Source organism: Actinomyces sp. Z16 (assembly GCF_003111765.1).
GTDB classification, from domain to species: Bacteria; Actinomycetota; Actinomycetes; order Actinomycetales; family Actinomycetaceae; genus Actinomyces; species Actinomyces glycerinitolerans.
In genome coordinates, this window is sequence record NZ_CP027862.1 from 432101 (window position 1) to 455380 (window position 23280).

At 69.5% G+C, this 23280-nt stretch carries 22 protein-coding genes; 16 read left to right on the top strand and 6 right to left on the bottom strand.

Annotation, left to right across the window (positions count from 1 at the left end; translation table 11 throughout):
* Positions 1-54 precede the first annotated feature (54 nt).
* On the bottom strand, positions 55-789 hold the full coding sequence (locus C3B71_RS01755; RefSeq protein ID WP_108965715.1) for a CPBP family intramembrane glutamic endopeptidase: 735 nt from the start codon (positions 787-789) through the stop codon (positions 55-57).
* A gap of 285 nt (positions 790-1074) precedes the next feature.
* On the opposite strand from C3B71_RS01755, the gene C3B71_RS01760 reads away from it, so the two are divergent.
* The 5 genes from C3B71_RS01760 to C3B71_RS01780 all read left to right on the top strand — a co-directional run bounded on the left by C3B71_RS01760 (position 1075) and on the right by C3B71_RS01780 (position 6993).
* Positions 1075-1593, top strand: a complete 519-nt coding sequence (locus C3B71_RS01760; RefSeq protein ID WP_234416031.1) for a histidine kinase — start codon at positions 1075-1077, stop codon at positions 1591-1593.
* Positions 1590-2261 (top strand): response regulator transcription factor, encoded by a 672-nt coding sequence (locus C3B71_RS01765; protein ID WP_108969426.1) that lies wholly within the window; start codon positions 1590-1592, stop codon positions 2259-2261. The genes C3B71_RS01760 and C3B71_RS01765 overlap by 4 nt, the downstream gene beginning before the upstream one ends.
* Before the next feature lie 309 nt (positions 2262-2570).
* Positions 2571-3338: a PadR family transcriptional regulator gene (locus tag C3B71_RS01770; protein ID WP_108965719.1), complete on the top strand. Its 768-nt coding sequence runs from the start codon at positions 2571-2573 to the stop codon at positions 3336-3338.
* Positions 3338-4078 carry an ABC transporter ATP-binding protein gene (locus tag C3B71_RS01775; protein WP_108965721.1) on the top strand — a complete coding sequence of 247 codons (741 nt, stop codon included), beginning with the start codon at positions 3338-3340 and terminating at the stop codon, positions 4076-4078. Before C3B71_RS01770 ends, C3B71_RS01775 begins: the two co-directional genes overlap by 1 nt.
* Positions 4075-6993: an FtsX-like permease family protein gene (locus tag C3B71_RS01780; protein WP_108965723.1), complete on the top strand. Its 2919-nt coding sequence runs from the start codon at positions 4075-4077 to the stop codon at positions 6991-6993. Before C3B71_RS01775 ends, C3B71_RS01780 begins: the two co-directional genes overlap by 4 nt.
* A 203-nt stretch (positions 6994-7196) precedes the next feature.
* Here the strand turns inward: C3B71_RS01780 and C3B71_RS01785 are convergent, their stop codons facing one another.
* Together C3B71_RS01785 and C3B71_RS01790 are read right to left on the bottom strand one after the other, a co-directional pair.
* Positions 7197-8408, bottom strand: a complete 1212-nt coding sequence (locus C3B71_RS01785) for a bifunctional glycosyltransferase family 2/GtrA family protein (RefSeq protein WP_234416033.1) — start codon at positions 8406-8408, stop codon at positions 7197-7199.
* 1 nt (position 8409) lies between these two features.
* On the bottom strand, positions 8410-9495 hold the full coding sequence (locus C3B71_RS01790; protein WP_108965728.1) for a phosphodiester glycosidase family protein: 1086 nt from the start codon (positions 9493-9495) through the stop codon (positions 8410-8412).
* A 243-nt stretch (positions 9496-9738) separates the two neighbouring features.
* On the opposite strand from C3B71_RS01790, the gene C3B71_RS01795 reads away from it, so the two are divergent.
* Positions 9739-11226, top strand: a complete 1488-nt coding sequence (locus tag C3B71_RS01795) for a multidrug effflux MFS transporter (RefSeq protein ID WP_108965731.1) — start codon at positions 9739-9741, stop codon at positions 11224-11226.
* A gap of 80 nt (positions 11227-11306) precedes the next feature.
* On the opposite strand, the gene C3B71_RS01800 is transcribed toward C3B71_RS01795, so the two are convergent.
* Entirely contained in the window at positions 11307-11978 is a 672-nt protein-coding gene (locus C3B71_RS01800) for a winged helix-turn-helix transcriptional regulator (protein WP_073330282.1), read from the bottom strand.
* Between the two features lie 92 nt (positions 11979-12070).
* On the opposite strand from C3B71_RS01800, the gene C3B71_RS01805 reads away from it, so the two are divergent.
* From C3B71_RS01805 to C3B71_RS01830, 6 genes are all read left to right on the top strand, one after another.
* Positions 12071-12976, top strand: coding sequence for a tellurium resistance protein TerC (locus tag C3B71_RS01805; protein WP_108965733.1), 906 nt, complete (start codon positions 12071-12073; stop codon positions 12974-12976).
* A gap of 76 nt (positions 12977-13052) precedes the next feature.
* A complete protein-coding gene (locus C3B71_RS01810; protein WP_108965736.1) occupies positions 13053-13757 on the top strand; it encodes an FABP family protein in 705 nt (234 codons plus the stop codon).
* Entirely contained in the window at positions 13757-15064 is a 1308-nt protein-coding gene (gene ygfZ, locus C3B71_RS01815) for a CAF17-like 4Fe-4S cluster assembly/insertion protein YgfZ (RefSeq protein ID WP_108965738.1), read from the top strand. The genes C3B71_RS01810 and ygfZ overlap by 1 nt, the downstream gene beginning before the upstream one ends.
* Before the next feature lie 447 nt (positions 15065-15511).
* Positions 15512-16012: a hypothetical protein gene (locus tag C3B71_RS01820; protein WP_108965740.1), complete on the top strand. Its 501-nt coding sequence runs from the start codon at positions 15512-15514 to the stop codon at positions 16010-16012.
* A 274-nt stretch (positions 16013-16286) separates the two neighbouring features.
* On the top strand, positions 16287-16898 hold the full coding sequence (locus C3B71_RS01825) for a hypothetical protein (RefSeq protein ID WP_146752334.1): 612 nt from the start codon (positions 16287-16289) through the stop codon (positions 16896-16898).
* Between the two features lie 542 nt (positions 16899-17440).
* Positions 17441-17731 (top strand): putative quinol monooxygenase, encoded by a 291-nt coding sequence (locus tag C3B71_RS01830; protein WP_073330270.1) that lies wholly within the window; start codon positions 17441-17443, stop codon positions 17729-17731.
* A gap of 141 nt (positions 17732-17872) precedes the next feature.
* On the opposite strand, the gene C3B71_RS01835 is transcribed toward C3B71_RS01830, so the two are convergent.
* Together C3B71_RS01835 and fucP are read right to left on the bottom strand one after the other, a co-directional pair.
* Positions 17873-19165 (bottom strand): ABC transporter substrate-binding protein, encoded by a 1293-nt coding sequence (locus C3B71_RS01835; RefSeq protein ID WP_108965745.1) that lies wholly within the window; start codon positions 19163-19165, stop codon positions 17873-17875.
* Positions 19162-20568, bottom strand: coding sequence for an L-fucose:H+ symporter permease (fucP, locus tag C3B71_RS01840; protein ID WP_108965747.1), 1407 nt, complete (start codon positions 20566-20568; stop codon positions 19162-19164). The genes C3B71_RS01835 and fucP overlap by 4 nt, the downstream gene beginning before the upstream one ends.
* Positions 20569-20809: 241 nt before the next feature.
* Here fucP and C3B71_RS01845 point away from each other — a divergent pair, with 241 nt between their 5' ends.
* From C3B71_RS01845 to C3B71_RS01860, 4 genes are all read left to right on the top strand, one after another.
* On the top strand, positions 20810-21196 hold the full coding sequence (locus tag C3B71_RS01845) for a DUF2516 family protein (RefSeq protein ID WP_234416035.1): 387 nt from the start codon (positions 20810-20812) through the stop codon (positions 21194-21196).
* The gene (dtd, locus tag C3B71_RS01850) at positions 21196-21651 is read left to right on the top strand and encodes a D-aminoacyl-tRNA deacylase (RefSeq protein ID WP_073330262.1); all 456 of its coding nucleotides are present in this window, start codon (positions 21196-21198) and stop codon (positions 21649-21651) included. The genes C3B71_RS01845 and dtd overlap by 1 nt, the downstream gene beginning before the upstream one ends.
* A 17-nt stretch (positions 21652-21668) precedes the next feature.
* Positions 21669-22376: a 4'-phosphopantetheinyl transferase family protein gene (locus C3B71_RS01855; protein WP_108965749.1), complete on the top strand. Its 708-nt coding sequence runs from the start codon at positions 21669-21671 to the stop codon at positions 22374-22376.
* 172 nt (positions 22377-22548) lie between these two features.
* Complete coding sequence (locus C3B71_RS01860; protein ID WP_111890605.1) at positions 22549-22971, top strand: SdpI family protein; 423 nt, start codon at positions 22549-22551, stop codon at positions 22969-22971.
* Positions 22972-23280: the final 309 nt, after the last annotated feature.

Below are 23280 nucleotides of genomic sequence, written 5' to 3' on the forward strand. Positions count from 1 at the left end.
GCACGCGCTTCTATGGAAATGGCTCGCGCTCCCGTAATGGGGCGAGGGCGCAGCTCACAACGAGGGGGCGATGCCGCTGAGGTTGTTGAGCACGTGCAGTGCTGCCGGGAACAACACGTTGCCACGTGTTCTCACGAACAGGATTCCGGCCGCGACGCCGAAGCAGGCGTGCGGAATGATGCCTACCCATTCGGACAGCGTCCAGGAGTGCATGTGCAGCATGCCGAACAGCACACCGGAGACCGTGATCCCCACCCACGCCCGGGTGCGGTCGGCAATGGCGGTCAACAGGAACTGGCGGAAGAACATCTCCTCCACGACCGGTCCCGCGAACACCAACACTCCCAGCACGGCCCAGGGCGGGAAGGCGACTATTGCCCGACCAACATTGGCGTCATTGGCCAACTCGGCCCCCACGCCGGGCAGGACGCCGGCGAGCCAGTCGGATGCCAGGACCCCTACGCTCTCCAGCGCCACCGCCCCGACGGCGCCGAGCGCCAGCCAGGCCACGGCCCGCAGCGGGCCGGCTGTCAGTAGGCGCCCCTGCTCGGCCAGCTCACCGCCCCAACCGCCGACCGCCAGCATGAGCAGCACCGCGTAGGCCCACATGGTGAAGGCGCCCTGTCCCGACGCAGGCAGCCACGGCGGCGACAGGTGCAGCAGGAACGCGCCGGTGTAGCCAACGACGAAAACCAGCCGGCACGCCGTCGCGGTTTTGGAGGGCGGCCCCGCTTCGCGGCTTGGGTAGGCGGTGGTCTTCGGGCCGGCCCATGAACGGGAAGACATCATGAGTTTCTCCTCCAGTCGAGGTGATTCAGCGGTGTCGGCAGGTGAACTCGGCGGCACCGAAAGGTGCCGGTGATGCCGTTTACCGATCGCCCCGAGTCTGGAGTCATGCCCACTGCCAGCGACTCGGCCGCGGGAGGGATCTCGCATCTTCTCCTCGGACCTGCGGATGTAGAACCCAGGTTCGATGCCCGGCACGAGTCGTCCCCCTAGACTGCAATGGTGCCGAAATCGCCAATTCACTCAGCTCGCGCTCCACGCCGACACTCCGCCGCGGGCCGTGTGGCGGTGGCCTGCGCACTGCTGTTCCTGGTCGCCTCCCTGGCGGCCACCGCCGACTCCGGTGCTCCCAGGACGGCAACGCGCACAGTGGTGTGGGGCGTGCTGCTTGGTCTGACCGGCTCGGCGTGGTGGCTGCGGCACCGCGATCGTGCAGCATTCGAGCGGGCGCTCGCCCGGGAGGCGGCGGCCCGAGCCGTCGCCGAGGATCGTCTTGAAATCGCTCGCGATTTGCACGACACGATCTCCGGTGCCCTGGGGGCGATCATGGTTCGGGCGGCCGTCGCACAACGCCTAGAGCACGACCCGCAGGATCTGCGCGTTGCCCTGCAGGAGGTGGAGCAGGCCTCGCATGAGGCGACTGCCGGGTTGCTGCGCATGCTGCGCGTGTTGCACGGCAAGGGTTCGCCGGACTCCGCCGTCCCCGTCCCGCCGCCCGCAGACGCGGATCGCGAGGGTATCGACGCCGGAGACTCGCCGTGCGGTACCGGCTGGCGCGCCACGGACACCGCCGGGAGACGGGCATGACCGGCGAGATCGGCGTGCTGGTGGCCGAGGACCAGCGCCTGTTACGCGCCTCTCTGATAGCGCTGTTCAACGCCGAGCCGGATATGACCGTACTGGGCGAGGCCGCCGACGGGGAACGCGCCGTCGCCGAGGCGTCGCGACTGCGGCCCGATGTGGTGCTCATGGACATCCGCATGCCTGCGCTCTCCGGTATTGAGGCCACAGCGCGCATCTGCGCCGATCCGCGGTTGGCTCACACGCGCATACTCATACTGAGTATGTATGAACTCGACGAGTACGTTCTGGGCGCCCTACGTGCCGGCGCCTCCGGCTTCCTCCTCAAGGACGCCGATCCGAGCATGCTCCTCGACGCCGTGCGCACCGTGCACTCCGGGCAGTCGTTACTTGCCCCAAGCCTGATGGCGCGCTTGCTCGATCACTGCGTGCCCGCCGCGACCTCCTCAACCGCTCGGTTGGAGACGTTGACCCCGCGGCAACGCGAAGTTCTTACGCTGATCGCCCGTGGAATGTCTAACACCGAGATCGAGGAGGAGCTGAGGATCACTCGCGCCACCCGCCGCAGTCACATCAACGCCTTGCTAGCGCGACTGGGCGCTCGGGACCGGGCGCAGTTGGTGATCGCCGCCTACGAGTTCGGGCTGGTGCGACCCGCCCGCCAAGGGCTGTAGGCCCGATCTGCCACCACCGACGCTGACGGTGCGACCCGCGCGCCACGAGTTGTAGTTGTCATAGACTGCACCACTTTCACGTGTCGGCTGTACTCGACGAAACGCCGAACCGCGTGATTGCGCGCCTGCTGCGCCCGAAGCGGGTCTGCTGTGCAGGGAAAGTGGTGCATTCCGTGCCACCGTCGCCGTTGTTTCCCTCCGCACCCTGCGTGTGCTTGAGCGTGCCGCTCCGGAGGCATACACTTACCGAGTAAGCGTTACTCAGTAACTAGGTCGGTTGCTACATCGCCACGCGACTCGGAGGTCCGAATGGCCGTGAAACACGCCCTGCTCGCCCTACTCGCACGCGGTCCCGCGGGCACCTACCAGCTGCGCAAGGACTTCGAAGCGGCCACCGGAACCACCTGGCCCCTCAACATCGGGCAGGTCGCCACCACGCTGGCGCGCCTCGAACGCGACGGCCTGGTGATACGCCTCGATCCCGGCCGGCCCGCGAACGGCCCCGGCGCGCCGGGTTCCGCAACCGCTTCCGCCGCATCCACCTCCGTCCCGGCGGCAGCGGCGCAGCCCACGCCGCGCAACTCCGACGCCGCGCCGGCTGCTGCGGACGCGGCTCCCGTAACCGGGCCTTCCAATACGCAGACGCTGCCCACCGCCAACCGGGACGTGGCCGCCTGGACCCTGACCGACGCGGGCCGAGAGGAGCTCGCCCATTGGTGGGCAAGCCCGGTGGCCCGCCGCGCCCCCGAACGCGACGAGCTCGTCATCAAGCTCGCGCTGGCCACCGCCTCCCCTGACGTCGACGTCGCTGCGCTGATCCAGCAGCAGCGCCAGGCCACGCAGACCACCCTCCACGAGATCAACCGCGCCCGCCGTGCCGCCGCCGACGAGGACCTGGCCACCACGCTCGTTCTGGACCACCACGTGTTCATCGTCGAGGCCGAGTTGCGCTGGCTCGACGACGCAGAGGGCCGCCTGACCCGCGCCGCCGCGCTCCGCGCTTCGGCCGCGTCCACCACGCCCGCCGCGTCTCCCGCCTCCACTGCGCCGGTCTCATCCACCGGGAGGCGGTCCTGATGCCCGCCTCGCGTCAGCAGCCCGTACTCGAGCTCCGCGGCGTCGGCCGCATTCACGGCACCGGCGCCCGCGCCGTCACCGCCCTGGACGGGGTCGACCTCACGGTCGCGCCCGGCGAGTTCGTCGCCGTCATGGGCCCGTCCGGATCCGGGAAGTCGACCCTGCTCAACCTCGCCGGCGCCCTGGACCGGCCCACCTCCGGCAGCGTGATCCTGGCGGGCCGCGACCTGGCCGGCCTGGACCGCACCGCCCTGGCCGAGGTGCGCCGCCGCGCCGTCGGCTTCGTCTTCCAGGACTTCAACCTGCTGCCTTCTCTGACCGCCGCCGAGAATGCCGCCTTCCCCCTGGAGCTTGACGGCTGGCCCGCCCGTCGCGCCCGGGCGGCCGCACTGACCGCGCTGGAACAGGTCGGCTTGGCGGATCTGGCCGACCGCCTGCCCGGCGACATGTCCGGCGGCCAGGCGCAGCGTGCCGCCATCGCCCGCGCCATCGTCGGCCCGCGCCGCCTGCTGCTCGCGGACGAACCCACCGGCGCACTCGACTCCGCCACCGGCACCGCGGTCATCACGGTGTTGCGGGAGCGCGCCGACGACGGTGCCGCCGTCCTTATGGTCACTCACGAGCCCCGCTTCGCCGCCTGGGCCGACCGCACGGTCTTCCTGCGCGACGGCCGCCTGGTAGGCGCCTCCGATCCCGCCGACATCGACGCGCTGCTGGCCACGCCGGGGGAGGGCCGGTGAACGCGGCCCGACTGCGGGCGCTGCGCCCCGTGGTCCGCCTGGCCGTGCGCGACGCCCTGGCGCATAAGGCCCGCAGCCTGCTGGCGATCCTGCTGGTGGCGGCCCCGCTGGTACTGGTCGTCGGTTTCCTGGGCACCCGCCTTTCCACCCCGCCTACCCGGCAGGCGGCCCTGGCGTCCATTCCCGACGGCGCCCAGGCGCTCGTGACCGGCACCGCCGTTGACCCCGTGGAGGCCCCGTTCCGGCAGGTGCCCGAGGGCGCGCCGGGCCCCTGGATGGACTCGCTGGAGACCGTGCCCCTGACCGCGGAGAAGCTGGTGGAATATCTCCCCGCGCGCGACCGGGTCCTGCAGTTCTGGGACTCGGAGGATCTGCTCGCCTTGGCTGACCCCGACGCCGAAACGGGCACGACCACTCCTGCCGCCGCGGGGGACCTGCAAGGAGCAGACTTCGGCGCAATCGGCACCTTCACCCTGCGCGAGGCCGATGCCGCCGGACTGGAGCTACTCCTGCCCCCGCTGGTCGTCGGCACCGCCCCGACCGGCACCACCGACGTCGTCATCACCACCGCCCTGGCCGAGCGCACCGGCATGGAGGTGGGGGAGACGATCACCCTGATCGCCCCGCCCTTCGACGGCTGGTACTCCACTAACGGACGCATCGCCGAGGTCATGCAGGACTCCCGGCGCTCCTACCGCGTCACCGGCCTGGTCGAAGACGACGCCGCCCGCGCCTGGGCGCTGCCGGCCTGGCTGGCGCCGGCGGTCCAGGGCGACCCGGCCGGTGTCGACACCCACTTCCTGGTCACCGGCCCCGACCCGGTCACGTGGGAGGTCGCCAAGCAGCTCAATGGCGAGATGGCCTTCGCCGTCTCCCGCCACGTGCTCACCAACTATCCGGACGCCTCCGAGCTGTATCCGGTGGCCGTCAGCGCCGACTACCTGGCCACCGCCCTGGTGATGACCGTGATCGCCTGCGCCGCCGCCGCGGGCCTGCTGCTGGGGCTGGTGACCCCCGCCTTCGTGGTCGCCGCCGAGCAGCAGCGCCGCACCCTGGCCCTCGCCTCCGCGACCGGAGCCGCACCGCGGCAGCTGGCCCGGACCATCACCCTGCAGGGGACTGCGATCGGCTGCCTGGGTGGAGTACTCGGCGCCGGTGGCGGGCTCGTCGCTGCTTGGGCGGTCTACCGCATCTTCGAACCCGAGGTGCAAGCGCTCGCGGGCCTGCCGGAGTGGCTGCCGGTGCTCGTTGTCGCGGGCGCTGCCTTGGCCGGGTGGCTGGCCACACTCGCGCCCGCTCGGCGAGTGGTGCGCCTGGAGCCGGTCCAGGCGCTCAAGCAAGGGAGCTGGCCGGCGGACGCGGTCGGCGCCCCGCAGAGTCGGGCCGGACGCAGGTGGCGCCTGCTCGGCGGTGTTGTGGTGTTGGCGGCCGCGATCGGCTGCGCCCTTGCCTCACTGCGCATACAAATACCCGTCGCCGCGCCCGGAGAGGCGCCGGCGGTGCCCGGCACACTGCCCGGGGGAGCCGCCGTGCCGCTACTGGTGGCGGCCCTGCTGCTGGGTGCGGTGGGGCTGTTCGTGTTGGCCCCGGTTGCGCTCGACGCCGCAATCATGGTGCTGGCCAAGGGGCCGCTGGCGCTGCGCGTGGCCGCCCGAGACGCCGCCGCCCACCGCGGCCGCGCCCTGCCGGTGGTCGGTGCGATCGGTGTCGTCGTCGCGCTGGCCGGCGGGCAGACCGTCTACCTGGCGTCCTCAACCACCAACTACAACGACACCTCCACGGTTCTGGTGGCGCCCGGGCACCTCGCGCTGGGACCACGCGTGCCGGTCTCCGACGACTTCGACGCCGCCGTCCTGGCCGACGCCGTGAGCGTGCTGCAAGACGCCGGTCTGCCCGTCACCGGCTCCGCGCCGGTTCGCGCGATGGACTATCGTAAGGAGGGCGTGTCGTACACCCTCAGAGTCGAACCCCCGGCCGACTCCCGCTGCCCCGACTTCACCGACCCGGACGTCGCGGCCTCTCTGGGACTGGTGGACACGGTGACTTGTGTACCTGCGGGGCAGGGATACAACCCGGGCATCACGGCCCCCTGGATGCTGGGAGACGATGTCTTTGTAATGGAAGGGCAGGCGCTGCGCGCCACAGGCCTGGACGGGGCGCAGGAGGCCGCGGAGCTCCTGGAGGCGGGCGGTGTGGTGGTCAACAACGCCACCTGGATCGATGATGACGGCACGGTTCGTGTAGGTCTGATGGACTACAGCGATGCCGCCATGACCGTCCAGCACCCGCAATCCCGGGACGCCTACTTTCTGCCGCGGATGACCGCCACCATCACGGTGTCGCCCGCCACCGCCGCCGAGCTGGGGCTGACCGGCGCCGACGCGCCGATATACGTGGGGGAGATGGTGCAGCTGTCGCGACCGCTGACCGCGGCGGAGACCGCCACTGCACGGCGAGTTGTTGAGGAGCGGAGCGACCTGGTGACTGTCGGGACCAACTCGGATCTGCCGCCTTGGGGCGGCGTGGCCGACTTCGCGGTCCTGGCCGTGCTAGCGGCGGTGGCCCTGTTCGCACTGGTGGTGAGTCTGCTACTGACCCGCACTCAGATGCGCGCCGACATGGTCACCATGCACGCGGTGGGAGCCTCGCCGCGTTTCCTGCGACGACTCACGGCCGCCCATGCCACCGTCATCCTGGCGCTCGGCGTGCCCGCCGGGGCGGTGTGCGGCTGGGCGGTGGCCGCGTATCTGGTGGCCTGGAATCGGCACGTGGCCATTGACGGTCCCTGGCTGCGCCTGGAGGGCCTGTGGGGCTGGCAGCTGGTGGGACTGGCCGGCTTCGTCGCGGTGGGTCTGGGCGTGGCGTGGCTGATGGGTCGCCCGCCGCGCCATCTGGCGCGCTCCCGCGACGACTAGCCGTCACGTTCCACGACCTTGGGGGCGTTTCACGACCTTGGGGTGCATTCCACGACCACCCCGGGGTCGTGAAACGTGCACGGGAGTCGTGGAACGTGCACCAGGGTCGTGCAACGTCGTGGCGCGGCCACCATCGGAGGATCGGCGCGGGTGCGTCTCGGCGTGCGGGCGCCTCGGCTCGGGCGCACAGCAATGCTCCGTCCTCAGCGCCGCTCCCGGAACACCGCCCGCCGTTGCGCCAGGTAGCTGACGGCGTACAGCACGCCGTCGCCGAGGGGCTTGGCCAAGCCGAGCGGCACCCCGATCCCGGTCAGCGCCCGCAACAGCACATAGCTGGCGGCGAGCAGCGCCAGCGCGAGCGCCATGTAGCGCACGGCCGTTCTGCCGACGGTGCCGGGCGCCGCCCGGAACACGCGCCGGTTCATGAAGAAGTTGGCCGTCCCGCTGACCAGCCGTGCCCCCACCACACTCGCCAGCAGGTTGCCGGTCAGCAGGTGCAGCACCAGCACCGCGACCCAGTCGATGCCGAAGCTCGCCAGGCTCGCCCCGACGAATCCCAGCAGCGGCGCGTAGATCCGCGCCGAGTCCTGCAGCGGCCGGAAGTGACTGGAGGTGTTGCCCGGCTCGTACACCGTGGCGATCTCCACCTCCTCGACCTCCAGGCCGAGTTCGTGAGCGCGCAGCAGGGCGCTGAGTTCCCACTCATAGCGGTCTCCGGGCACATCCGCCAGCCAGGCGGTCTGCCCGGCAGGGTAGCCGCGCAGGCCGGTCTGGGTGTCGCCCAGTCGCCAGCCGGTCGCCAGACGGAACAACAGTGCGGTCACGCCATTGCCGATCCGGCTGCGCGCCGGCACCGGCCCGGTCAGGCGCCGCACCCCGAGCGTCATATGCCCAGTGGTGTGCACGCGCCGGGCCACCGCGGCGATGTCCGCGGGCCGGTGCTGCCCGTCGGCATCCGCGCACACCACGTCCGCCTCCGGCCACAGCTCGGCCACCTGCGCCAGCCCGGTGCGCAGCGCCGCCCCCTTCCCCCGGTTACGGCCATACCCGACGACGTCCGCCCCGCGTGCGCTTGCCGCCCGAAACGCCGGCGCATACTCCGGCCCGGAGCCGTCGTCGACGACGAGCACCCGGCATCCGGGCAACTCCCGCACCAGGTCGCTCACCAAATGCGCCAGCCTGTCGTCGGGCTGATAGGCGGGTATGAGCACGACCAGGCCCACGCGGGAGGGGCGTCCCGACGCCGGTCGCATCCCCGGGACGGGCGCAGGCCCGCCGCTGCGTTCGGCCTCATTCTCTCGGGCCGACGCCGCCGGGCGTCCCGGTGCGTAGGCGGTGTGCGGTCGGGCCACGGCGTCGGGCCGCAGGCGACGTCGCGGGAAGGAACCGGTGGCGGGGCGCGCAGGCGTACTCATCTCAGGCCCCCTGTGCGATGTAGAGGATGTCGGAGGTCTCGCGCTCACCGCCGTTGGAGGGCTGGTTGATCACCTCGCCGTTGAACCAGAGCGTCGAGGAGCCGCCGCCGTCGAGGTTGTATGCGCAATCGCAGCCCAGGTCCGCCATGATCTGGGCGAGTTCGGTCATGGTCACCCCACGCGAGTAGCCCTTGTCGCGCCCGTCGACGACGACGAACACGTAGTGCCCGTCCGCGATCGCGCCCAGCGCCGTGCGCGGCTGGGTGCCCTGGATCGAGTGGTTGCCGACGTTGGTGTCCACCTCCACCGCGTCGATACCGGCCAGCACCGAGCCGCCCTGCACCAGCGCCGGCCCGAAGGACAGGGTGTTCCACACGCCGGCGTCCAACAGCGTCTGGGCGTCGGTGTTGGTCTCGTCGTAGACCTCGACGCGGCCGTCGGTGTAGAAGGCGATGCCGTCGCGCACGCCGTCGTCGCGGTAGATGACGCCGTTGCGGATGAGGATGCCGTCGGAGCGGAACCCGTAGTAGTCGCCGTTGACGGCGAGGATCGCGTCGTGCTCGGTGGCCATGGCGCTGGGCAGGGCGGTGATGTTGGTGCCGTAGGCGTTGTTGGCGAAGGCGCTGCGCACGGCGGTGGCGTCGCTGGCCTGGATGTCGGCGACGTAGTAGGTGACCGTGTCATCCCCGGAACCGTTGGAGACCCGCTCAATGCCGATCGAGGTCAGCGAGGAGGTGTAGCCGGTGTCCGTGATGTTGACGTCGGTGGCCCGTGCGGTGGAGGAGACCGAGGAGTTGATGGCCTCGTAGGCGGCGACGTCGTCGACCTCCACGTGGTCGATGACGAACCGGTTGAGCGCCCAGGCGGCCGTACCGATCAGGCCGGTCCCGACTAGGGCGCCGCCGCCCAGGAGGACGCGGCGCCGGGAGTGACGGCGGGGCGGGTCCGGGCGGGTGGCCGACGGCGTCTGGGACTGCTGTGCTCGGGGCGCGGAGGACTGTTCGGCCGGTGTCGCGCCGAGGCGGCTGTCTGTTGCCCGGGACTCGTCCCGGGCGTTACCGGGCTCAGGAGTTGAATAGCTGAACATGGCCTCAACCCTTGCGGGCGGTCATATGCCGCGGCCGGGTCTGCGCTATGGGCCGCCTGTGGATCCGGGGGCCGGCTCTGAGCGCCCGGCTACCCGGCTTTGAGACGCATCCGGCTGTGGCGGCCACTGGAGGCGGGATGATCCGTGGCGCGCTCACAGTGAGCCCCGCAGACGAACCGGGTGCAAGATCTCACGCGCCCCGCATACATGACTTCACGCCATCCGGTTTCATAATCTCGGTCCATGACCACCTCCCCTTCGACCGGACCCGCCTCTGCCCAGCAGGGGAAGGGGGTCACTCCAGAATCCGCATCCGCCGACGCCCAAACGGCCGAGGGCCGCGCCGCCGCGTCCGCAGACCCGCGTGACGCCGGCCTGCGCACCTCCTTCGCCCCCACCCTGCTGGTGGCACTGGCGGCGCTTGCGGCCATTGCCCCGCTCGCCATGGACGCCTACCTGCCGGCCTTCAACCAAATGGCCGCCGACCTGGGCGTCTCCGCCTCCACCACCCAGCTGACGCTGACGGCATTCCTGGTTGGTGTGGCACTGGGCCAGCTGAGCATCGGCGTGCTCTCCGACCGCTTCGGCCGCCGCCCGCTGCTGCTATGGGGCAGCGTGCTGGCCTTCGTCGCCGGCGTCGGCACCGCGCTCGCGCCCAGTGCCGCCTTCCTGCTGATCGCGCGTTTTCTGCAGGGACTCGGCGGCGCCGCCGGCATGGTGCTGGGCCGCGCCGTCATCTCCGACCGTTCCCGCGGCATCACCGCCGCCCAGGCCCTTTCCCTGGTGATGTCGATCCAGGGCGTTGCACCCGTCATCGCCCCGATTCTGGGCGGCGCCCTGGTCGGCCCGGTCGGCTGGCGCGGCATTCTCGGCGTGGTGGCGGCCTTCCAGGGCATCCTCGCGCTGCTGGTGGCCGCCTGGGTGCCCGAGACGCTTCCCGCCGAGCAGCGCCACGAGGGCGGCTTCGGCGTGCTCGTGGACGGCACGCGTGCGCTGTCCAAGGACCATGTGTTCGTCCGCCTGATCCTCATCAATGCGCTGGTCTACGCGCTGCTGACCTCCTACCTGTCCGCCGCCCCATTCATGTTGCAGGGCGTCCTCGGCATGAGCACGGCCGCCTACACCGCCGTGTTCGCCGTGTGCGGCCTGACGGTGACCCTGACCGTGGCGGCCTGCGGCTCGCTCGCCAAGCGGATCTCGCCGGAGCGGCAGATCCGCCTGGGGCTGATCGCCATCCTCGTCGTCGACGTCGTCTTCGCCGCCGTCTGCCTGACGCGCCTGACCGGTCCCGTGTCCTCCACTGCGCTTACGGTCGCCACCGTCGCCCTGTTCATCATCCACGTCATGGCTCTGGGCACCTGCATGGGTAACCTGCCGGCCGTCGCCCTGGGCCGCACCGGACGCTGGGCCGGCACCGGCTCGGCGCTGCTGGGCTTCATCCAGTTCGTCTTCGGCGGCATCGCCAGCCCGATGGTGGGGCTGACCGGAGAGGCCTCCGGTGTCGCCTTCGGCGCGACGATCGTGGTTGTGGCGTTGGCGGCGAACGTGCTCGGCGCCTTCGGCGTGCGCGACCGCGGTGAGAAGGAGCGCCTGCGCGCCGAGGCGGCGGCCAAGCGCGCCGCCCGACTCGGCCGCGACCAGCTTCCGCAGGTCGACCAGAACGGCGCCGACGGCGGCCCCGCGGCCGCGGACGCCGTCGCCGAGCCCGCCAAGGAGGCGGCCGGAGCCTGACGGCCGCACGCATCCCACCCGCGGTCACGCGTCCGTCCTACCCGACGACGCCGCGGCATGCTCCTGCCGCGGCGTCGTCCTTACTCCTCCTCGGAGGCGTCGAAGCGATACCCGACGTTGCGGACCGTGCCGATCAGGTGGTCGTACTCGGTGCCGAGCTTCGCACGCAGGCGGCGGATGTGGACGTCGACCGTGCGCGAGCCGCCGATGTAATCCTCACCCCACACCTCGTCCAGCAGCGCCTGGCGGGTCAGCACCCGCCCCTGGTTGAGGGCCAGCGCCTTGAGCAGTTCAAACTCCTTGTAGGTCAGGTCCAGCAGTGTGCCGCGGATGCGAGCGGTGTAGGCGGTGGTGTCGATAACCAGGTCGCCGGCCTCGATGCGGTCCTCGGCGATCGGTGCCGCCTCGGCGATGTGCACGCGCACCAGCCGCAGTCGCGCGCCCAACTCCGCGGGCGTGGCCCCGGCCATGACGAAGTCAGCGGCCCCCCAGTCGGGCTGGACGACGGCGGCGCCGCCCTCCTCAAGCACCAGGATGATCGGCGGGCAATCCATGGGGCCCGACAACAGCTGGCATAGGGCGCGGGCACGCATCAGGTCCCCGCGGGCGTCGATCATGACGACGTCGGCCTCGGCCGCCGAGGCGTAGGAGGCGGGCACCGGCTCCAGGCAGTCGACCTGGCAGTCGAGGAATGAGATCGCGGGGACGACGGCGGTGGCGTCGTGCTCACGGGTGAACATGATGACGCGCACGGCCGTCTCCTTCCGGTCCCAACTGGGCCCGAAGCTCAGTGAACCACATTTGTATTTGCGAGCGGATTACATGACCGGGCACGCGTGAGTACATGCACGGCCCGCGGGTGTGGGACGATGCGACCGTGAACACGCAGGATGTGCCCGGCACGGTGGACCCCGGCAGCTACGGGACGCGCCGCGGCGCCAACCTACCCATCGAGGTGGGGCTGGTGGACCCGGCCTGGACTCGACTGGCGGTGGCCAGCGTCGTGCCCGTGCTCCTGGCCGTCTCGGCGGCTCTGCCCGCCTGGGTGCGGCTGATCGTCGTCGTCCTGCTGGTGCCACTGACGGCCCAGGGCTGGCCCGCGCTGGTGCGCACGCGGCACGATCAGGGCGCCACCGGCGTCATCACCCTGACCGGACTGACCGCCGCCGTGCTGGTGGCCATCACCAACGACTTCGGCATGGCGGGGGTGGTCATGGCCCTCAGCGTGCCGGCGGCCTTCATCGCGCAGATGGCCCGGCGCGACGGCCGCAAGCATTTGGTGGAGGACCTGTCTGCCACCGTCGCCGGCAATCTGGTGATGATCTCGGGTGCTGGCTGGTGCGCCCTGCGCACCGGAATCGCCGACCCTGCCGTGATCGTGCCGTGCACGTTGGCACTGTTCACCGGCGCCCTGCTGACCACTTTGAACGTGCGCGCCACCGTGCTGGAGGTGCTCACCATGACCGTCCCGGCCCTGGTGGCGGGCGCCGCCGGTGGGGCATTGGCCATGGTCGGCTTCTTCGGGGTCAGCCACGTCGGGCCGGAGCCGGCCCTGCAGTCGGCGGCCGCGTGCCTGGTGACCGGGTTCGTGGCCGGGGTGCTCATGGCCGCGGCCAACCGCGTGCTGTGGACTCACCGCTGGGTTCCCGGCGGGCGTGCCGCGGTGGCCAGCGCGATCGTGCCGATCCTGTCGCTGGGTGCCCCGGTGTACGCCATCGCTCGCCTCATGGGCGGTTTCATCGCGGGCTGACGCCGGCCCTTCGCGTTCGTCGCGGGCTGACGCCGGCGCCGTGACGTCGGCCAAGCCCGGGCCGTACCCTGCACCTATGGCGTTCATGATTCCCGACGATCTCGCCCCCGAGCTGTACCCCCTGGCCTGGCTGGTGGGCACCTGGCGCGGCTACGGCATCCTCACCTATGGGGAGACGGTCCCCGAGCAGGCCGTCTACCAGGAGATGACCTTCGACCACGACGGCGGCCCCTACCTGCGCCAGACCAGCACCATCTGGACCGTGGACGCCACCCGCAGTCAGGACCTCGACTTCGAGATGCCCGGTCTGGAGGGCGCCGCGCGCCTGACCCCCGCGCAGATCTGGTCCACCGAGACCACCTTCTGGCGTCCGGTGGGCCAGGAAACGCCCGCCGACGACGGTGACGCCTCCGGAACCGCCTCAAAGACTCCGATCACCTCTCTTGAGTTGGTCTCCACCGACCCCGCCGGGCACGTCGGCGTCTGGGAGGGCTGGATCCAGGGGCCGCGCGCCCAGGTCGGCACCCAGGCGGTGGGGCGTACCCGGACCGCCGCCACGGTCACCCAGATGAACCGCATGTTCGGGCTTGTGGGCGGGGAGCTCATGTGGACGCAGGACATGGCCGCCTTCGGTGAGGAGGAGCCGAAGTCTTACGCATCCGGCCGCCTGGGTCGAGTGGAGGAGGCGGGGGAGACCGACCCCGGCGCCGCCCTGCGAGAAGCCATCGCCGCCGACGAGGCCGCCCGCGCTGCCGACACTGCGACGGACGCTCCCGCCTGATGCGCCGCAGCCCCCTCCTGGACCGGCCCGACGCCGTCGCCAACCCCGCCGGCGATCTGGACGCCGCCGTGCCCGCCCGCTACGGCGACCCCCTGCGTGAGCAGAACGCGCTGCTCGACGGGCGCGCCGCCACCGCGCTGGCCCGCGACGTCGTCGCTGTGACCGGTCCCGACCGGCTCGGTTGGCTGACCTCCCTGTCCAGCCAGGAGTTGACTCGCCTGACGCCGGGCGACGGCGGCGCGGAGACGCTGCTGCTGGACGCCCAGGGACACATCACCCACGCCCTGGCCTGCGTCGACGACGGCACCGCCCTGTGGCTGGTCACGGAGGCGGGCCGTGGGCGGGAGCTGGCCGAGTTCCTGGACTCCATGCGCTTCATGCTTCGCGTTGAGGTCGCCGTGCGCGAGGACGCGGCCGTACTGGCGGCGCTGGGTGAGGGCGGCGGCGCCCTGGAGGAGGCTTCGCGGGCAGCGGGCGCGTACCTGGCCACCTGGCGCGACCCCTGGCCGGGCGTGGTCGAGGGCGGCACCAGCTACGACGTCGGGCTGGCTCGTGAACATCCCGGCGCGGGTTACCGGGCCACCTGGGTGCTGGTGCAGGCCGACGCGGCCGGCACCGTCGCGGATGCGTTTCTTGCCGGCGGGAATGCGGCTGCTGACGTCGGCGGTGCCGAGCGCCGCAACTCCATGCCGGGCGTCCCCGGGCGGAGCCTGGCCGGCTCACTGGCCTGGGAGGCGCTGCGCGTGGAGGCCGGGCGGCCGCGATGGGGCCGGGAGGTGGATGCGCGCTCGATCCCGCACGAGCTGGACTGGCTGCGCACCGCCGTACATCTGAACAGGGGCTGCTACCCGGGGCAGGAGACCATTGCGCGCACTCTCAACCTGGGCCGACCGCCGCGGCGCCTGACGATTCTGCAACTCGACGGCTTCACCGGGCAGCTGCCGGTGTCGGGCGCGAATGTGCGCCTGGGGGAGCGGCCGGTCGGCGTAGTGACCTCCGTGGCCCGGCACGTCGACTACGGTCCCATGGCGTTGTCGCTGCTGCGCCGGGGCGTGCCCGCGGATGCGCCGCTGACCGTGGACATTGCTGCTGAGGCCGAGGAAGAGGAGACCGACTCGGCGACCGGCAGCCGTGAAGAACCCGAGGCGGTCGCCGGTGTGGATGCCGCCCAGGAGCCTCTGGTTTCCCCCGAGGGCCGGGCACAGGCCACTCCCGCCGAGCGCCCCGGCGCCGGCTTGGGCCGCCGCGAGGCGCGTGGTCAGGAAGTCAACCGGCGCCAGGGCGCCGGCCGGGGCCTGCTGCGCTGACCGCCTCGTCCTTGTCACCGCGGTCGGTCGATGCAATGAAAGTCGTGCGAGTGGGTCGTGCTCGTCGTCCTCCCAGGCGGAACGCGTGATAGCTGCCGCACGCTTACGCTGGTGGCAGGAATTCTGCCAATCAGGGATTTCCGTTGAGATGATGCGGAATTGTAGGAAGTGGCTGAGGTCGTCAGGATCCGCTTGAAATGCTCCCATGTGCGCCGGAGGCCTCGCCGCACGCAGGAGCTCTCCTGACGTTCTGCAACTGCCGTGTGAAACCGCAGAATCGCGGGGTTTGTGGTCGGTGGTTGGTTTGTTAAGCGTGCGTCGGGTCGGATGACACGCGACGCGTGCCGATGCTCAACCTGCGACTGCGCGCTCAGCGCATTTGACAAGCGGGGGGGTGGCATATTTCGGTTCGTCCTAGCAATCCTGATTCATAGGAGAATCGCTGCCATGACTGCCATGCCACGCCGGGTTTTCGCACTGGGAACCGTGGGCGCCGTCGCCGCCTTTACGCTTTCCGCATGCGGCTCCTCAGACTCCGCGGACTCCTCCAGCGCTGCTGGTGGAGGATCGACGAGTGAGACGGAAACCTCGGCTACCTCCGAGGAGACCGCCGAGGAGTCCGATGTTGCTGCTGGAAACGACGCGGGTAAGCATACGATCGTATTTGAAGTCACCAGCGATACGGCGACCACCGCGGACATCACGCTGACCAGTCTGGACGCCAACGGCAACATCAGCCAGGAGCAGCTGAGCGATGAGGCCCTCCCGTTCAGCAAGACGGTTGAGATTGACGGCGCCGTCGTCTTTGACGCCTCAAACGCCAATGTGCTCGCTCAGGCCAAGGACGGAATGGACATCACCGCATCCATCGCCATTGACGATAATGAGCCCGTCAGTTCGTCGGGATCCGGCGAGTTTGCTACCGCGATAGCCCAGGCCACCAACTGAGAATCGGGCGTCCGAGAACTTAGGATCGCCCGAGCCGGCGGAACCGTTTGGAGCGGCTTGCGAGGCGCGTGGCGTCTCGTCTACTGCGAGCTTTTGCCCTCTGGTGTGCGGCAAATCGGCGCACACCAGAGAGCAAAAGCTCGTACCAGGGTGCGAAGGGTCGCTGGGTTCGCACCGGCCAGACGAGCACGGCCGCGGAGTGCGAGCGCGGCGCCCGCCATGATTTGGCGTTGTTGTCCTTGTGGGAATGTTGCCCCTGTGGGAGGGTGAGTTCATGAGCGAGCGCAGCCGCTGGATCGTGCCCATCGCCCTCGGGGCCGCTGGTGTCGCCTATGTGAACGGGCGCCTGCGCCCGCGCGGCGACGCTGCCGAGCCCCTGCCCGGGGACGAGCTCCTGCCCGACGCCGAGATCGTGGAGACGCACGAGACGGTGCTGCAGGCGCCCGTGGCCGACGTATGGCCCTGGCTGGCCCAGATGGGCTACGGGCGCGGCGGCTTCTACACCTTCGATGCGCTGTGTCAGCTTGTCGGTGTGGGCATCTCCAGCGCTGACGTGATCAACCCGGCGTGGCAGAACCTGACAGAGGGTGACTCGGTGGACCTGGCGGAGAACATCTCGCTCGTCGTTGCCCGCCTGGAGCCGGAGCGCTACCTCATCCTGTCCAGCGAGGGCGGAAGCGCCCCCGCGGGTAATGAGATGGAATTCGACTTCACGTGGGCGTTCGTCCTCACCTTGACGGGGCTGCATGCCTGCCGTCTCACGGTGCGTGAGCGGTACGTGCCCCAAACGCCGGCCGCCCGCCGAATGCTGCGGGCTATACGCCCGGTCGCGCGGCTCATGACGCACGGCATGTTCCATGGCCTGCGGCATCGTACCCGGGGCTGAGGACAAGGGCCGCAGACGACGGCCATCGGTGTGCCGACTCAGATGACATCCCGACGCACTCCGGCGCGCAGCCGGGCGACGGCGTGCCGGGTGGCTGCCAGGTCCGTCCTTGGCACGGCAGACGGAGAGGATCGCGCGGTCGCTTCTGAGCCCCGTTGCACACTGGAGCTGTCAGGACAAACTTGTGCAAGTAGGGTTTTTCGCTGGAATCATGGGGAAGTGGCGGGAGTAGCCGAAGTCGGCTCCATGGCTCCGGTGTGCAATGAGGGGATGGTTGCACATGGGAGCCTCCTCGGTACTGCAAGGGGAATCTGCGAAACCGCGGAGTTATGCGCTTCTTGGACGATTGCTCGAGATTCGAGTGTGCAACGCGTGGTTGTTGGCATGCGCGGGGTCTGCCGCAGGGCACCCGGTGGAGGCTCCGAAGCGCCGCGGGCGCTGTTCCCTGGGCGATGTGGGTACGAACCCCACTGGCCCTACCGTGAACGTGATGCGCATCATAGAATCGGCGCGACGCATCCCATACGCCCTGAGGAGGAGCCATGAAGATTCTGCACTCGCAGTTCACTGCCAAACCCGGATTCGAGGACGAGGTTGCCCAGATGATCTGCGACTTCGGCGAAAAAGTCCGTACCGAGCCCGGCAACCGCGTCTTCGACGTTTACCGCCACAGCGATGACCCCGCGAAGTTCTTCGTCATGGAGGCCTACGTCGACGAAGACGCCTTCCAGACCCACCTGGGCATGCCCTATGGCGGCCCGTTCAACGCCCGCCTGGAGGAGCGCATCGAAGAGCCGCACTCGGTATTGACCTTCCTGGACCAGATCGGCTGACGGCATTTCATGCATTGTGGGCTATCTGCCACCGTGAGACGGTGGGCGCCCTGCTAAGCCGTGCAGCGGCCGGAGTCGGTGGTATGGAGACGCGGGGCGGGGGCCGGACCCGTTCGGAGTCGATCCACACCCGGTTGCCGCTCAGAGGTTCGGGCCCGCGGCGCCCTCGTTGATTCGCTCGGTGAGGATGCGGGCGAAGGTCGAGGCGGAGGCGTCTCCTGTGCTCAGATAGTTCTTAACGGCCTTGAAGAAGCCGTCCTGCATCGCCGGAGAAATCACCTCGCCGTAGGAGATCGCATTGAGCACCGTCTGACTGCGCAGGTCCGCGGCTGCCTGCTGCTGGTAGGGGGTGAGCGTGGTGACGTCGGCGTCGTTGCGCACCGGCACACAGCCCTTTACCTCACACACGGCGGTCTGCACCTGCGGATCCAGGACCGTAGCCAAGAAGGCGTCCGCGCCCTCACCGTCCGCCGAAGCGGAAGAGCGCACGAATGTGTCTACCACGATCAGGAAGGTTCCCTCGGTTCCGGGGAAGGTCACGGAGGAAACCGGGGACTGCCCGGTGGTGGAGCCGGCGAGCGCCTCGGACTCGGTGAGCGCGCCGTCGTTCATCTGGTAGAAGCCGCACTGACCGTCCGCCAGCCGCCCGGCCGCTTCGTCCCAGGTGCGGTCGGCGTCGGCGGGGTCGGTGTAGTCCATGAGCTGTCCGAAGGTCTTCAGGGCCTCGGTCACCTGCGGGCCGGACCAGTCGAAACGATCGGCCTCGATCTGGGCCCAGCCCTCCTCACCGACGGTGGCCAGGAGCACGGACTCGAACAGTCCTGCCGTGGTGATGGAGTCGGCCCCGCCGATGCACAGCGGTGTGGTCCCCTGTTCCTCCAGGGTGCCCAGGTCGGCGAGCAGATCGTCTAGGGAGTAGCCCGTGCCCGGCTCATCGATACCGGCATTCTGCAGCACGTCGCGGTTGAACATGAGGATGTTCGCCCGGTGCACGGACAACGGGGCTGCATACTGGCTGTTACCCACCGTGACGGAGGCGAGTACTTCCTCGGGGAGCTGACTGGTGACCTCGTCGGTGAACAGTGAGGACACGTCCTCGACCACCCCGGCCTCCCGCCACGCCGTCACGTTCCCGGCGCTCAGTGACTGCCACACATCGGGGGCATCGCCGCGTGCGAGGCGCTGGGCCAGTGTCACGTGAGCCTGTGAGCCGGCGCCGCCGACGACGGCCAACTGGTCCACGGAGGCGTCGGAGTTGCGTTCCTGATAGGCGTTGACGAGCGTGTCCAGGGCGACGGACTCCGACGCGGAGGTCCACCAGGACAGGACCTCGATGGAGCCGGACGGGGCGGAGGAGCCACCGCAGGCGGTAAGGGCGAGGGCGGTACTGACTGCCGCGAGTAGGGCGGCGACGCGTTTTCTCAGGGAAGTCATGACTGGGCCTTCCTCTTAGAAGCTGTTCCGGCAGGCGCCGCGTCGGAGGCCGTTTCCGGTGTCGCGGCAGCGGTGACTGTTTGTGCAGGGGCACGCAGGTCGTAGATCGCGTAGGCGGTCACCATGGCGAAGCAGACCGCCGGAACGATGAATGAGGTGGCTGCGCTGGTGGCGTCCATTACCCGGCCCTGAACCATGGGCATGATGGCCCCGCCAACGATCGCCATGACCAGGCCGGCGGCCCCGAACTTGGTGGCGTCCCCGAGCCCGGACAGGGCTACGCCGTAGATGGTGGGGAACATCAGCGACAGACAGAAGGAGGCGGCAATAATGGCCACCACGCCCGTGAGGTCCGGGCGCAGCGAGGCGTAGATGCATAGGCCCACAGCCACCGCGCCGAGGACCGCCATGACCTTGGTGGCGCGGATGCGGGCAATGACGGCGGTCATCAGGAACCTGGCGATCAAGAAGACGATAAGGCTGATCTGCAGCATCTGCGAGCCCAACTGCAGGGAGCCGTTAAGCGCCTGCTGGGTGTACTGGATTATGTAGGTCCAGCAGCACACCTGGGCGGCTACGTCGAAGAACTGGGCAATGACGCCGTAGCGGTACCGTTTTGAGCGCCACAGGGTGGTCAGGGGGCTCGCCGGGCGGGCGCCGTCGTCCGTCGGGGCGGTGGGCGGCGCCTTCTGAATGAAGATGATGACCAGGATGACGGCCAGCAGCACACCGAGCCCGATGTAGGGGCCCGTGACGGCGCGCAGCTGCTCGGCGCGAATGGCACGCTCGGTCTCCGGGCTGACATCGGCCAGGTTCACCGGAGTGTCGAGCTTGGGGAGGATGAGCGTGGAGGCGATCAGCACGCCGATGTTGGTGCCCAAAGGGTTGAAGGCCTGGGCCAGGTTCAGCCGCCGGGTGGAGGTCTCCTCCGGACCCAGGGAGATGACGTAGGGACTGGCGGAGGTCTCCAGCAGTGAGCAGCCGGCGGCGATGGCGAACAGGGCGGCCAGGAAAGCGCCGTAGGTCATCACCCGGGAGGCGGGCCAGAAGCCGAAGGCGCCCAGCGAGGCCAGCGCCAGGCCCGAGACCATGCCCGCCTTGTAGCCCCAGCGAGAGTTGATCAGGGCGGCGGGGATGGCCAGCAGGAAGTAGGCGCCGTAGTAGGCCATCTGCACCAGAGAAGCCTGGAAGGAGGACATGTCGAAGATGCGCTTGAAGCCGGAGACCATGGGGGTGGTCAGGTCTGCGGCGATGCCCCAGGCCGTGAAGCAGCCGATGACCGCAACGAGGAGCATGGTGGCGCCCGGATACAGGATCTTCGCGGATGCATGGGATGCGCCGGGCGCGGCGGCTGCGGTGGGATCGGACTTATTCGTTTCGTTTGTGTCTGCCAGGGCTGTCATGGGAGCTCTCGGATCGGCGGTGATGCGGTGTGCCTCGAGGTGACGATGTGGGCGAGGGGACGGGGCGGAAGGGAACCGGACCGCCCGAAGACGTGATCTGAACCATATCACGTGTTGGTGACGACGGCACGGGGAGAGGCCGTCGGAGGGCTCATCGCTTCGTTTATTCCCCGTCGTGGCACGCTTTCGCCCACGGGGGATGGTAGTCGCGGCGAGCGGAGGCGGCGGCTACAGTGGCGGTGTGGAGATTCTGGTGATGGTAGCCGTGTACCTTGCCCGCGCCGTCAACCTGATCTGGCGATTCGCGCAGATCACCGCCGTGGGCCTGGGCGTCTGGGCGCTCATCGACACCCTCACTCGCGACCCCTCGCATTTCATCGCGGCCGGCAAACGCACCAAGGGCTTCTGGCTCGCCGTCAATGCCGCCGGGGTCGTCGTGGTCCTGCTGATGGGGCCATCCTCGATGCTGGGCCTGCTCGGCGTGGTCACCAACGCCGTCTACCTGGCCGACGTCCGCCCCGCCCTGCAGTATTACTCGCCGGTGCGCGTGCGCTCCTCGATCCGCTTCCCCGGGCATGAAGGTGGCCAGGGCGGCCGCGGTCCGCGCGACTGGACTCCCGGCCGCTGATGCGCGCCGTCCTGCAGCGCGTAAACCGGGCGGCGGTGCGCGTGGATGGCGCGGTCGTCGGCGCCATTGACCGTCCCGGGCTGCTCGCCCTGGTGGGCGTCACTCACGACGACGGCGCCGCGCAGGTCGCCACGGTGGCCCGCAAGATCGCCGAGTTGCGGCTCTTCGACGGCCCCGGCGACGACGGTGGCGCACCGGGTCGGGAGGTCTCGGTCACCGACCTGGGGGCGCCGGTGCTGGTCGTCTCCCAATTCACGCTGTACGCCGACGTGCGCAAGGGGCGGCGCCCCTCCTGGAACGGCGCGGCTCCGGGCGAGGTGGCCGAACCACTGGTGGATGCGGTAGTCGCCGACCTGCGCCGGCGCGGCCTGGAGGTGGCAACCGGCAGCTTCGGCGCCCACATGGACATCGACGCCGAACTGGACGGCCCGGTCACCATCCTCGTCGAGGCCTGATGCCCGCGGCGGTGCGAATGACTCAGACGCCCCTACTGGCGGGGCTGGCCCCGCCGTCGGTGATCGTTGCCGAGGCATTCGGCGACGTCGACGCCTCGCTGCTGCCTGCGGAGCGCGCCCATATCGCGGGAGCCTCGTCCCGCCGCCGCGCCGAGTTCACGACCGTCCGCCACCTGGCCGGGCGGGCGCTGGCCGAGCTGGGGCTGGAACGTCCGGCGATGGTGCCGGGGCCGATGGGGGAGCCCGCCTGGCCCGACGGCGTCGTCGGCTCTCTGACCCATTGCCGCGGCTATCGGGCGGCGGCGGTGGCCCGCACCAGCCAGGTGGCTGCGCTCGGCATTGACGCCGAACCGAACCGGTCGCTCGCGGGCGGGGTACTGGCACGGATCGCCTCGCCGGCGGAGCGCGAGAACGTCCGCGAGCTGGTCGAGGCGCTCCCGGACGTCGCCGGGGATCGGCTGCTGTTCAGCATTATGGAGTCCGTCTACAAGGCCTGGTTCCCCCTGGCTCACCGCCCCCTGCGTTTCGGTGAGGCCGCGGTGACCATCCGTTCGGACGGCACCTTCACGGCTCGGCTCGCGGCGGGAGCCGACGACGATGCCGACGGCGCAGGCCCGACCGGCCGCTGGGCGGCGGCCGGCGGCCTGCTGGCCAGCGCCGTCGTCGTGCTTGTTGACATTGACGGCTTTCGCAGTGTCAGCCCCATCAAGAGCCGTCAGCATTGACCAAGGCGTAGAAGAAGCTGCTCGAGCCCTGCGCACATCTGAGATGTCGCCGGGACGGCCTGCGTGTTCACGCCTCTGCCGGAGCTCGCGGCGAGTCCCGTCGAAGTCTTGACGCGAGGAAGAGGTAGACACGATACTGTAACAAGCGCCACGGTCGGCGGATCCTTGAGAAGTGACTGGTGCGGAGATGTCCGAATCGTTAGCGAGCATCATACTTGCGGTCGTAATGGCCGCGTGCGGAGTTGTGCTCACAATCGTCGGCCTCAAGATGAGGCACGGTACCCTGAAGCCTAACTCGTTCGCTGGTGTGCGCTCTCCTGGCGCCTTTCGCTCCGAAGAAGATTGGTACAGGATTCAGGCAAGGTGCGCCTTTTCGACATTGCTGATGGGTGGCGTAGGATTTGATTCCGCACTGCTCTTTATCGCTCAGGCGATACTGTCGGATATCGTCTCCATATTAGTGCCATTGGCTATCACCACGGTTCAAGCTCTTCTGGGTTTGGTTTATATGAGTTACACCGCGGCGAATGCCAGCAGGCAAAAAGAACATCACGGAGAGAGTCGAGGCATCTCCGATGTTCACTACAGTAACTGAGGCAAACGTCGGCGTCGGCTACCATCTCGCACGACTGTGACGCCAACTGATGGCGGTTGATGGTGAGGTTTAGGAGTCTCGAGGGTGATGCCTTGAAGGTGTTCTGGACGTTCGTTGACGGCCTCGGCGGTGAAGGTCTCGCGCCGGTTTGGGTCGCTTCCTGGGCGCTCTCAGACGGTCCAACTGAGAATCGGGGTCCAAACTGAGGGACGGGGTCCAAACCGGCTCTTCCGGTTCGGGGGTGAGGTGGTGGGGGTGAGGTGGTGTCTGGGGTGTGTGGTTGTTTGCGGTTCGGTCGGCCGACCCGCG